Origin of the sequence: Pseudonocardia sp. ICBG162, from assembly GCF_020496225.1 — a bacterium.
In the GTDB taxonomy this organism is placed as follows: Bacteria; Actinomycetota; Actinomycetes; order Mycobacteriales; family Pseudonocardiaceae; genus Pseudonocardia; species Pseudonocardia alni.
In genome coordinates, this window is sequence record NZ_JAHLJD010000005.1 from 331,344 (window position 1) to 342,505 (window position 11,162).

The 11,162-nt window shown below is 77.7% G+C and carries 12 protein-coding genes; 8 read left to right on the top strand and 4 right to left on the bottom strand.

The genetic code is table 11. From position 1 onward, the window contains the following. Window positions 1-7 precede the first annotated feature (7 nt). Window positions 8-418, top strand: a complete 411-nt coding sequence (locus KPL60_RS02000; protein ID WP_226364694.1) for a hypothetical protein — start codon at window positions 8-10, stop codon at window positions 416-418. A 56-nt stretch (window positions 419-474) separates the two neighbouring features. Here the strand turns inward: KPL60_RS02000 and KPL60_RS02005 are convergent, their stop codons facing one another. Next, the gene (locus tag KPL60_RS02005; RefSeq protein ID WP_226364695.1) at window positions 475-1,038 is read right to left on the bottom strand and encodes an RNA polymerase sigma factor; all 564 of its coding nucleotides are present in this window, start codon (window positions 1,036-1,038) and stop codon (window positions 475-477) included. Window positions 1,039-1,125: 87 nt separating this feature from the next. Here KPL60_RS02005 and KPL60_RS02010 point away from each other — a divergent pair, with 87 nt between their 5' ends. From KPL60_RS02010 to KPL60_RS02025, 4 genes are read left to right on the top strand one after another with little or no spacing between them, the layout of a single operon-like run. After that, on the top strand, window positions 1,126-1,314 hold the full coding sequence (locus tag KPL60_RS02010) for a hypothetical protein (RefSeq protein WP_226364696.1): 189 nt from the start codon (window positions 1,126-1,128) through the stop codon (window positions 1,312-1,314). Beyond that, window positions 1,311-3,191: a dynamin family protein gene (locus tag KPL60_RS02015; RefSeq protein ID WP_226364697.1), complete on the top strand. Its 1,881-nt coding sequence runs from the start codon at window positions 1,311-1,313 to the stop codon at window positions 3,189-3,191. The genes KPL60_RS02010 and KPL60_RS02015 overlap by 4 nt, the downstream gene beginning before the upstream one ends. Then, the gene (locus tag KPL60_RS02020) at window positions 3,188-5,182 is read left to right on the top strand and encodes a dynamin family protein (RefSeq protein WP_226364698.1); all 1,995 of its coding nucleotides are present in this window, start codon (window positions 3,188-3,190) and stop codon (window positions 5,180-5,182) included. Before KPL60_RS02015 ends, KPL60_RS02020 begins: the two co-directional genes overlap by 4 nt. Before the next feature lie 49 nt (window positions 5,183-5,231). Further along, window positions 5,232-7,139 (top strand): serine/threonine-protein kinase, encoded by a 1,908-nt coding sequence (locus KPL60_RS02025; protein WP_226364765.1) that lies wholly within the window; start codon window positions 5,232-5,234, stop codon window positions 7,137-7,139. Window positions 7,140-7,203: 64 nt separating this feature from the next. On the opposite strand, the gene purQ is transcribed toward KPL60_RS02025, so the two are convergent. Further along, on the bottom strand, window positions 7,204-7,878 hold the full coding sequence (purQ, locus tag KPL60_RS02030) for a phosphoribosylformylglycinamidine synthase subunit PurQ (RefSeq protein WP_226364699.1): 675 nt from the start codon (window positions 7,876-7,878) through the stop codon (window positions 7,204-7,206). Further along, on the bottom strand, window positions 7,875-8,108 hold the full coding sequence (gene purS, locus KPL60_RS02035) for a phosphoribosylformylglycinamidine synthase subunit PurS (protein WP_062399665.1): 234 nt from the start codon (window positions 8,106-8,108) through the stop codon (window positions 7,875-7,877). Before purS ends, purQ begins: the two co-directional genes overlap by 4 nt. A 60-nt stretch (window positions 8,109-8,168) precedes the next feature. Between purS and KPL60_RS02040 the strand changes: the two genes are divergently transcribed. The 3 genes from KPL60_RS02040 (at window position 8,169) to KPL60_RS02050 (ending at window position 10,264) form a co-directional block, all read left to right on the top strand. Continuing rightward, window positions 8,169-9,179 carry an NAD-dependent epimerase/dehydratase family protein gene (locus KPL60_RS02040; RefSeq protein WP_226364700.1) on the top strand — a complete coding sequence of 337 codons (1,011 nt, stop codon included), beginning with the start codon at window positions 8,169-8,171 and terminating at the stop codon, window positions 9,177-9,179. Window positions 9,180-9,260: 81 nt separating this feature from the next. Next, entirely contained in the window at window positions 9,261-9,893 is a 633-nt protein-coding gene (locus KPL60_RS02045) for an MBL fold metallo-hydrolase (RefSeq protein WP_226364701.1), read from the top strand. Continuing rightward, the gene (locus tag KPL60_RS02050; protein WP_226364702.1) at window positions 9,893-10,264 is read left to right on the top strand and encodes a VOC family protein; all 372 of its coding nucleotides are present in this window, start codon (window positions 9,893-9,895) and stop codon (window positions 10,262-10,264) included. Before KPL60_RS02045 ends, KPL60_RS02050 begins: the two co-directional genes overlap by 1 nt. Before the next feature lie 77 nt (window positions 10,265-10,341). Here the strand turns inward: KPL60_RS02050 and KPL60_RS02055 are convergent, their stop codons facing one another. Then, window positions 10,342-11,100, bottom strand: coding sequence for a DUF2334 domain-containing protein (locus KPL60_RS02055; protein ID WP_226354824.1), 759 nt, complete (start codon window positions 11,098-11,100; stop codon window positions 10,342-10,344). Window positions 11,101-11,162: the final 62 nt, after the last annotated feature.

An 11,162-nucleotide genomic window follows, 5' to 3' on the forward strand; every position in this document is an offset into this window, starting at 1 on the left:
GAACACCATGAGCGACTTCGACACCACCGCCACCGTCGACGACGTGCGGACCGCCGACCTGGACCACGACGGCTACCAGGAGTCGGTGCTCGCCGACACCGACGGCGACGGCGAGATCGACCTGGTCGCGAGCGACACCGACGGCGACGGCGCGGCCGACTACGGCGTGCTCGACACCGACTACGACGGCGTCGCCGACACCGAGGTCCGCGACACCGACGGCGACGGCGTGTTCGACGCCGGCCGGACCGACACCGACGGCGACGGCTACCTGGAGAGCGCCGCGGTGTTCACCGACACCGACGGCGACGGGGTCTTCGACACCACCACCGTCGCGGTCGACGGCGACGGGGACGGCAGCGCCGACGACGTCGTCACCTCCGGCGGGACCGGCAGCGGGATCTTCTCCGTCGCGTGACCCGCGGACCGCAGGTCGTGCGGACCGGGGAACCACCCGGTCCGCACGGCCGGGGCTCAGCGCCCGAGCTCGGCCGCCAGCCGGAGCCTGCCCCGGTGGACCCAGACCCGCACGCTCGACGGGGTCGCCCCCATCAGGGCCGCGATCTGCTCGTAGGACAGGTCGCCGGCCCGCAGGAGCAGGGCCTCGCGGTGCTTCCCGGGCAGCAGGCCCAGCGCCCGCTGCACGGCGTCGACCTCGGTGACCGCCCCGGCGAACGGGTCGACGGCCCCGCCGACCGGTTCGAGGTCCTCGACCGGCTCGGGGCGGCGCGACCGGGCCCGCAGGACCGACCGGGCGGCGTTGCGCGCGATCGCCTGCACCCAGGCGGTGAACGGGCAGCGGCCGTCGAAGCGGTCGAGGTTCTGCCACACCGCGATCTGGGTGTCCTGCAGGGCGTCGTCGGCGTCGGCCCGGTTGCCGGTCAGCCGCAGGCACAGCGCGTGGGCCTGGCGGTGGGCGGGCGCCCACAGCGCGCGGAAGGCCTGCTCGTCGCCGGCCCGGGCCCGCTCCAGCAGCTCGGCGGTGTCACCCGCGTGCAGCGGGCGGAGCAGGGTCGTCGCGCCGGTCGTGGTCGTCATCGTCGGTGCCTCTCGTCCGTGGTGTCCGCTGCACCGTCGGACCACGGGCTTGCAAGCGACTTGCAGCGGACTGTCGAGGAGCGCGAGATGGACCTGAACGACGACCGTGAGCTGCGGCGACTGCTGCTCGGCACCGTCGGGCCGGGCGACCCGGCGACCGAGGAGAACCGGTTCGCGACGACCTTCGCCGCCGCGTACCGGCCGGAGCTGGCGGCGCTGCTGCCGGGCGGGGTCCTGCCCGGGCCCGACGACGCGACCCCGGACGGTGCGGCGTGACCACCGCGACCGCGCTCGTCGACACCCGGGCGCTGCTCGGGCTGCCCGACCCGGCCGTCGTCCTCCGGACCGCGTGCCGCACCGCGGCCGGTCGGGCCCACGACCCCGGCCTGCGCGCCGAGCTGACCCGGATCGCCGACACGCTCGGCAGGCCGCTGCAGCTCGCCGTCGCCGGGGCCGTCGGCGCCGGGAAGTCGACGCTGATCAACGCGATCCTCGGCCGCCCGGTCGCCCCCGCCGACGCGGGCGAGTGCACCCGGGTCGTCACCTGGTACTCCTACGGCCCCGACGACGGGCTGGTGGTCGTCGAGCGGCGCCACGGCGCCCCGGTGCTGCGCCGGCTCGTCGACGGCCGGATGCCCGAGGACCTCGGCTGCCCGGTCGCCGAGGTGCTGCGGGTGCGCGTCCTGCTCGACGACCCGCGGCTGCGGGTGCTCACCGTGATCGACACCCCGGGCATCGACACCGTCCGTGCCGCGACCGAGGAGGCCACGCGGCGGCTGCTGTTCGGCGACGACGCCGCCGGGCACGCCCAGGCGCTCGTCTACGTGCTGCGCCACCTGCAGCGCTTCGACGCCGACGTGCTCGCCGAGTTCCGCGCGCTGTCCGGGGCCGCCGGGATGACCGCCGTCGACACCGCCGCCGTGCTCAGCCACGTCGACCGGGTCCCGGGCGGGGACCCCTGGCCCGACGCGCACCGGGTGGCCGGGCGGGCGCGGGCGGCGCTGCGCGGGGTGGCCCTGGACGTCGCGCCGGTGTCGGGCCTGCTGGCCGAGACCGCGCGCTGCCGGCTGCTGGGCCCCGCCGAGCTCACCGGCCTGCGCGCGCTGGCCGCCCTCGACGACGACCTGCTCGACGACCTCCTGCTGGACCTCGACGACTTCACCGGGCACGGCGCCGCCGACCTCGCCGCCGACCTGGGCGACGGGCCCGCGGCCGCCCTCGACGCGGCCCTGCCCGCACCGGTCCGGGCTGCGCTGACCGGCCGGCTGCACCGCTACGGGATCCGGGTCGCGGTCGACCTGCTGCGCTCCCGGCCGGACGCCGGGCCCGACGCGCTGCACGCCGCGCTGCTCGCCGCCTCCGGTCACGACGACGGGCTCGGCCCGGCCGTCGACCGGTTCCGGCGGCACGCGCACCGGCTCACCGCGCACGCCGCGGTGGCCCGGATCCGCCGCCTCGCCGCACGGCCCGCGCGGCACCCGGCGGACCGGGCCGCCGTCGCCGGGCTGCACCGGGTGGTCGACGCCGACCGGCGGATCGCGACCGAGCTGCGGGCACTCGCCCTGCCCGCCGCCGGCGCCGCCGTCGCCCGCGGGGAGCTGCTCCTGGACGGACCGATGACCGACGAGCTGATGCGGATGGTCCGGGAGGACGACGTCGCCGCCCAGCTGGGGCTGCCCCCGACGGCCGGGGCCGGGGAGGTCGTGGCCCGGGCGCGGGCCGCGGCCGCGCGCTGGCGGGCGGTGGCCGACGCCGCGGGCCGGACGGTCGGGGGGCGGCGGGCCCGTGACGTGCTCGCCGTCCTGGAGTCCATCGCCGACTCCCTCGGCGGCCCCGCCGCGCCCGGCCCGGCACCGGCGCCCGGCGGCTCACCGCTGGACCGGGGCCGCCTGCTGGCGCTGGCCGCGCACCCGTCGGTGCCCCAGGACGACCGGGACGCGCTGACCCGGCTGGCCCGCTCCCGCACCGCGCACCGCGCGGTCGGGCTGCGCGGCGCGACCCCCGACGAGCGCCGGGCCGCCGCCGCGGGCCTCGCCACCCGGCTGCGACGGCTGGCCGCCGCACCCCTGCCCGGCCCCGAGCGGGCCACCCTGCACGCGGTCTGCGACCTCTACGACCGGATCGCAGGCCCCCGACCCCGGGAGACCCCGTGACCGCCGCCCCCGCCGACACCGTCACCGCGGTGCTGACCCTGGCCAACCGCGCCCACACCGAGGCCGCCGACGCCGGCCTGACCGACTGGCGCGACGCGCTCGCCGCCGCGGCCGGGCGGTGGAAGGACGACGTGCTGACCGTCGTCGTCGCGGGGGCGCAGAACCGCGGCAAGAGCAGGCTGCTCAACGCGCTGGGCGGGCACCGCGACCTGCTGCCGGTCGACGCCGACGTCGCCACCGGGACCCGGGTCCACCTGGAGTACGCCGACACCCCGGCCGTCACCGTCACCCGCCGCGACGACGCGGGCCGGCCGGTCCGCTCGGTCGTCGCGGCGGACCGGGTCGCCGCGCACGTCGCGGTGGACGGCGCCGACCGGGCCGGGGTGGTCGAGGTCGTCATCGGCGTGCCCCGGGAGCCGCTGCGGGGCCTGCGGCTGGTCGACACCCCCGGCGTGGACAGCCTGACCCTCGGCCACCGGCACATCACCGTCTCCGCGCTGCACGCCGCGGACGGGCTGCTGCTGTGCGTCGGCGCGCAGGACCAGCCCGTGCTGCGGCACGAGCTGGAGTTCGCCGCCGAGGCCGCCGCGCGGGTGCCGTCGGTCGCCTTCGTCCTCACCAAGATCGACGACTCGGCGGCCTGGCCGGAGCTCCTGGCCGAGAACCGGGCCCGGGTCGCGACCTTCACCGCGGCCGCCGTCGCCGACGGCAGGCTCGACGCCGCGACCGCCCGCCGCCTGGAGCAGGCGCCCTGGGTGCCGGTGAGCGCCGCGCTGGCCGAGGCCGCCGACGACCTCGCCGCCCGCGGCCGCGACGCCCGGGCCGGCGCCCGCCGCGAGCGCAGCGGGCTGCCCGCGCTCACCGCGCTGCTGGGGAGCTGGTCCCGGCGACGACGCGTGGCCCGGGCCGCCGCCGTCCTCACCCTGGTCGAGGGCGTCGCCCGCGCGCTGGACGACCTCGCCCGCGACGAGGCCGCCGTCGGCTCGGGGGACGACGACGCGCTCGACCGGCGCCGCGCCGGCATCGACGACGACCTCGACCGGCTGCGCGAGCTGCGCCGGGCCCGGCGCCGCAGCGGCATCGACCAGCAGTTCCTCGGGCAGGAGGCGGCCCGCCGCGCCCGGGTGCGGATGGAGGGCTACCGCCGGGCGTACGAGATCGAGATCGCCGGGCTGCACTCGCTGCGGGAGCTGCGCCGCTACCGCGACCGGCTCCCGGAGGCGCTGGAGGGCACGCTCACCGCGGCCTGGGAGGAGATCGCCGCCGACACCCGTGACCTCGCGGCCACCGGTCTGGCCGAGCACGTCCGGCGGCTCGGGCTGCCCCCGGTCGGGCTCGACACCGGGCTGCTGGACCGGCGGCCCCGCCCCGACGGCGCGGTCCGCGTCACCGACGGTCCGGCCGCGCGCGGCGTCGACGTGATCGCCGACGGGCTGCCGTCGGTGATGATGGCGAGCAGCATCAGCTTCGCCTCGGCGCACCTGCTGGGTCTGGGCGTGGGGCTCGCGTTCGCCGGACCGGTGGCCGTCGGCGTCGCCGTCGCCGGGGTGTTCCTGGTCCACAAGCGACGGCTGACCGAGGCCGCGCACACCCGGACCGCGCTGACCAAGGGCGTGAACGACGTCGTCGGGGCGGCCGCGGGCGAGATGGTGCTGACCGCACAGCAGGCCGTCGCGACCTGGCGGTCCACGGTCGACCAGACCGTCGACGAGCTGCTCGACGCCCGTCGCGCCGAGCTGGAGCAGCGGCGCGCGGCCGTCGCCGAGGAGCACCGTCGCGACGCCGGACGCCGCCGTGACGCCACCGCCCGTGCGGAGCGGCGGGCCGGCGCGGTGCGGGAGCTGACCGGGCGGGTGCAGGAGCTGCGCGGCGCGCTCGACGACCGGCTCGCCGCCCCGCCGACCTGCTCCGTCCGGGTGAGGTCGGGGACGGGCGCCGTCGTCGCTGAAACGCCGGGCGCGCGGGCGGCATCCCCCTCCCCGACACGGTGACGACAGCACCGCGACGACGGCACGGGTGGAGGTGGGCACGGTGGCGGAGATGTTCGGTCACTACCGGATCGAGGGGGTCCTCGGCCGGGGCGGCATGGGGGAGGTCAGCCGGGCCTACGACACCCGCACCGAGCGCGTGGTCGCGCTGAAGCGGCTGCGCCCGGAGCTGGCCGACGAGCCGGAGTACCGGTCGCGGTTCCAGCGGGAGTCGCGGACCGCGGCGCGGCTGTCGTCGCCGCACGTCATCCCGATCCACAACGTCGGCGAGATCGACGGCAGGCTGTTCATCGACATGCGGCTGGTCGCCGGGCGCGACCTCGCCGAGGCCGTCCGCGAGTCCGGCGCGCTCGACCCGCACCGGGTCGTCCGGCTGGTCGGGCAGGTCGCCGACGCGCTGCACGCCGCGCACGCCGACGGCCTGGTGCACCGCGACGTCAAGCCGTCCAACGTGCTGCTCGCCGACGGCGACCGCGACTTCGCCTATCTCGTCGACTTCGGCATCGCCAAGTCCACCGACGCCGGCACCGGGACGGCGCTGACCGGGACGGGCACCGCGATCGGGACGCTGGCCTACATGGCCCCCGAGCTGTTCCTCGGCGCGGCCGCGGACCGGCGGGTCGACGTGTACGCGCTGGCCTGCCTCACCTACGAGGCGCTGAGCGGCGCCGCCCCGTTCCGGGCCGAGGGGCCTGCACTGATGTACCAGCACCTGGGCGCCGAGCGGCCGCGGATCTCCGCGGTGCGCCCCGAGCTCGCCGACGCCGACGACGTCCTGGTCCGCGGCATGGCCGTCGACCCGGACGAGCGGTTCGCGACGGCGCCGGAGCTCGCCGCCGCGCTGGCGCAGGCGCTGGGTGCGGATCCCGAGCGGTCGACGGCCTCCGGGCCGACCCGGGTGCTGTCCGGCATCCCGTCCCAGGCCCCGGCGCCGGGCTCCGGTCCGGTCCGGGTCGCCGCCCCGGGGTCCGGGCCGGTCCCGGTCGCCGCCGGGGCCGCGGCCGGCGCCGTCGGGGTCGCGGGCGCGGCGGGCACGGTGCCCGCTGCGGCGGGGGTCGCGGCGTCCGTGGGCACGGTCCCGGCTCCGGCCGGGACCGTGCCCGGGGCACCGGGGGGCACCGGGCCCGGCGGGACGGCCGCGCTGTGGGGGCAGCCGCCGTGGGGACAGGCGGGACACGACGGCGCGGCCCACGGCCCGTGGGCGGCACCGGCGACCCCGCCCGGCGGCCACGGCGTCCCGCCCGGCCTCGCGGCCCCGGCCGGGCTCGGCGGCCCGTACTCCGGGCCGCAGGGCCCGTGGGTCCCGCCGCAGCCGCGGCGGCGCACCCACCCGGCGCTGGTCGCGGTGACCGCGGTGCTCGCCACCGTGGTGCTGGGCTTCGGCGCGCTGATGGTCGTCGGCACCGTCCTGGAGGACCCGGCCGGCGGGACCGCTCCCCCGGCGCCCACGGCCGCGCCCGCCGCGGCACCCACCACGGCCCCCGCGGCGGCACCGGCGTCGGCGGCCCCGGCCGCGACCACGCCGATCCCCAACCGGGAGGCCGACCTCACCGTGCTGCGGCAGGTCTTCGGCTCCGCGGCCGCGCCCGGCTGCGTGACCGTCCCCGCGGACGACACCGGCTACGCCTCGATCGCCTCGATCCGCTGCGAGGACACCACGAACGGAGCGACGGTGTTCTACGACATGTGGTCCGACGCGGGCGACGCCCGCGCCTTCTACGACCACGTCCGCGCGGGGGCCTCGCTGCCGCCGGGCTCGGACACCTGGAGCTCCGGCGACGACGCCACGGTGCAGGGGCCGTTCTTCTCCCGCGGACCGACGCTGAGCCGCAACGCGGTCGCCGTCGCGCTCTGCGCGGACACGCGGTTCTCGATCTACGTCGTCGCGCCCACCCAGGAGCAGGCGCAGGCCGGCTTCGCCGCGACGACGACCGCCCCGGCGTCGGAGATCCCGCGCTGAACACGGAGACGGCCCGGCCGGTGGTCCGCGGGGACCACCGGCCGGGCCGTGCGTCGTCGGTGGGTCAGGCGGTGACCCGGGCCAGCACCGAGGTGAACAGGCCGAGGCCGTCCGCGGACGGGCCGGTCAGCTCGCTGGTCGCGTGCTCCGGGTGCGGCATGAGGCCGACCACGTTGCCCGCCGCGTTGGTGATGCCGGCGATGTCGCGGGTCGAGCCGTTGGGGGCGGACTCGGCGTAGCGGAACACCACGCGGCCCTCGCCCTCCAGCTCGTCGAGGGTCGCGGCGTCGGCGACGTAGCGGCCCTCCTGCGACTTCAGCGGGATCGTCAGCCGGTCCCCCGCGGTGTAGTCGCGGGTCCACGCGGTCTGCGCATTCTCCACGGTCAGCTCGAGGTCGCGGCACAGGAAGTGCATCCCGGCGTTCGCGACGAGCGCGCCGGGGAGCAGGTGCGCCTCGCAGAGGATCTGGAAGCCGTTGCAGATGCCGAGCACCGGCAGACCGCGCCCGGCGCCCTGCACGACCTCGGTCATGATCGGCGCCAGGCTCGCGATCGCGCCGGCGCGCAGGTAGTCGCCGTAGGAGAACCCGCCCGGCACGACGACGGCGTCCACACCCTGCAGGTCGTGGTCGCCGTGCCACAGCGGGACGGCCTCGGCGCCGGCGCGGCGGACCGCGCGGGCGGCGTCGACGTCGTCCAGGGTGCCCGGGAAGGTGATCACACCGACGCGGGTGCTCACAGCCGGGTCACCGTCCAGTCCTCGATCACCGGGTTCGCCAGCAGCGAGCCGGCGAGCCGGTGCAGGGTCTCGTCGTCGATGCCGTCGGAGACCTCGAGCTCGAAGTGCTTGCCCTGCCGCACCCCGCTCACGCCGGACACACCGATCCGGTCGAGCGCCCGGGTCACGGCCTGACCCTGCACGTCGAGGATCTCGGGCTTGGGCATCACGTCCACCACCACTCTGGCCACGGGGTCAGCCTACGGTGAACGGGGCGGACAACTCGACGTGCGTGCCCTCACCATCGGCGCATGCGATTCCTGGTGCTGGGTGGGACGGTCTTCCTCTCGCGCGCGGTCGCCGCGGCCGCACTGGCGGCCGGGCACGCGGTGACGTGCGTGTCCCGGGGTGTGTCCGGGGCGCCGCCGGACGGCGCGGAGGTGCTGGTGGCGGACCGCTCGCGGCCCGGGTCGCTCGCCGCGGCGCTGGACGGGCGGACCGCCGACGCCGTCGTCGACGTGGCGACGATGTCCGCGCCCTGGGTCCGCGACGCCCTCGACGCCCTGGACGGCCGCTTCGGGCACTGGACGTTCGTGTCCTCGATCAACGCCTACGCCGACCCGGCGGTGCGGGGCGGGACCGTCGACCAGCCGACCCTGGCACCGCTGCACGACGAACCCGATCCGGAGCGGTCCCGCACCGATCCCGACGTCTACGGCGCGGCGAAGGTCGGCAGCGAGCACGCGGTGCGCGAGCGGGCGGGCGACCGCGCGCACGTCGTCCGCGCCGGGCTGCTGTGCGGGCACGGGGACCGGCACGACCGCTATGGCTACTGGGCGAACCGGTTCGCCCGTGGCGGCCGGGTGGTGGTGCCGGACGCGCCCGCGCAGCCGATGCAGGTGGTCGACGTCGACGACCTGGCGGCCTGGGTCGTCGCCCGCGCCGAGGCCGGCACCACGGGCACCCACGACGGCACCGGCCCGCGGTCCACCCTGGACCGGGTGCTCGCGGCGACCGCGGAGGCCGTCGGCGCCGACGACCTCGAGCTGGTCCGCGTGCCCGGGGAGACCCTGCGGGCGCAGGACGTCGCGATCTGGGCGGGCCCGCGGTCGCTGCCCCTGTGGCTGCCGGAGACGCTCTGGGGCATCGCCGACCGCGACGTCACCGCGACCGTCGCCGCCGGGCTGGAGACCCGCCCGCTCGCCGTCACCGCCCGGGCGGCGCTGGCGTGGGAACGCGAGCTCGGCCTCGACCGCGGACGGGGCGCCGGGCTGACCGCCGCCGAGGAACGGGCGGTGCTGGCGGCGCACACCGGGGGCTGACGCCGCCGGCGTGCCGGGCCACCCGGACCCACCGGCGCGGCCGCCGGGCGCCGCGCCGCCGCGACACGGGATGCTGTGCCCATGCAGCTGACGCACTACGGCCACGCCTGCGTCCTGGTCGACACCGGAGCCGCACGCCTGCTGTTCGACCCCGGCGCCTTCTCCTCCGGGTTCACCGGCCTGGAGGGCCTCGACGCGATCCTCGTCACCCACCAGCACTTCGACCACGTCGACGCCGACGCGCTGCGCACCCTGCTGCGCGCCAACCCCGACGCCGCCCTGGTCACCGACGGCCAGACCGCCGGGCAGCTCGACGGCATCGACGCCCGCACCGCCGCCCCCGGCGACGCGCTGGCCCTCGGCGGCGCCGAGGTGACCGTCGTCGGGTCCGGGGACCACGCGCAGATCCACCCGGACATCCCGCTGGTCGCGAACAACGGCTACCTCGTCGACGGCGCGCTGCTGCACCCCGGCGACGCCTACGTCCCGCCGGGCGTCGACGAGCTGGCGACGCTGCTGCTCCCCACCGGCGCGCCCTGGCTGAAGGTCTCCGAGGCCGTCGACTACCTGCGGTCGGTCGCCCCGCGGACGGTGGTGCCGATCCACGAGGGCACCCTCGCCGACCCGGCGCTCCATCACCGGTTCTTCGACCAGCTCAAGCCCGAGGCCACCACGCTCCTGGTCCCCGACCGGGAGACGGCGGTCGACGTCTGATGGCCCTGCAGTGGGAGCAGGTCGTCGTCGACGCCCGGGACCCGGTCCGGCTCGGCCGCTGGTGGGCCGAGGCCCTGGACTGGACGGTGGTGAACGCCTCGGCGTCGGAGTTCGAGATCCAGCCCGCCGAGGGCGTCGTCCCGGGGCTGATCTTCGTGCCGGTCGCGGAGGGCAAGCGGACCAAGAACCGCCTGCACATCGACCTGCGGCCGGACGGCGTCCGCGACTCCGAGGTGGCCCGGCTGCTGATGCTGGGCGCCACCCGGGTCAACGTGGGCCAGCACCGGGTCCCGGCCGACGAGGTGTCGTGGACGGTGCTCGCCGACCCCGAGGGCAACGAGTTCTGCGTGCTCGGCGAGCGGCGGACCTGACACCTGTCCACAGGTGGCACCGGTTGTCCACAGGAGAGCACACACTGTGGACAACCGGGCCGATCGCCGGGGAGCTCCTAGGCGGCCGGGGCCGCGGCGGGGAACAGCGTGCGGTGCACGGCGCCGACGGCGCCCGCCCCGCGCGCCGCGTCGACGGCGGCCAGCGCGGCCTCGACGCGGTGCTCGCGGCGCAGGTCCTTGGCCCGCAGCGCGAGCCGGACGAGCCCGCCGCGCTCGGCGGTGCGCACGGCCTGCTGCTCCAGCGCCCGTCCGCGACGGCGCTCCCCCGCGCGGCGCTCGCCCCGCCAGGGCTCGGACGCCCGGAAGGTCAGCACGCGCGAGCGCAGCACCGGACCGCCGGTCGCGCGGACGGTCGTCTCGTCGGCGCAGAGGCCGAAGCCGAGGTCGGCGAGCGCGTCGAGGGTGCCCTCGGAGGCGATCCAGCCGGGCGGGGCGAAGCCGTCGGTGGACAGCCCGGTCGCGAGCAGGATCCGCCGGGCACCGGTCAGCCGCAGGCCCGCCTCGTGCCGGGGCAGCGCCCCGAACTCGGTGCGGCGTCCTATCCGCGGCACGGAGCCGTTCTGCCAGGCGCCCACCGGGTCGCTCGTGTGGTCGAAACCGTGCAGGAGCAGGTCGTCCCCGGCGCGGACGCGGCCGGCGATCCAGCGGACCAGGTCGTCGCCGCGGCGCAGCGGCCCGTCGGGCCCCTTGGGCTGCACGAGGTGGGTCAGCGGCACGCCGCGCCGGTCCAGCTCCGCGGCGAACGCGGCGGCGCGGGCGCGGTCGGCGTCGTCGGAGTCGGTCAGGCCGGACAGCGAGACCAGCAGCGTGCTCATGGCCCCCATCCGACCCGACCGAGGTGAACCCCGTGTGGAGCCGCCGGATCGCGCGGACGACG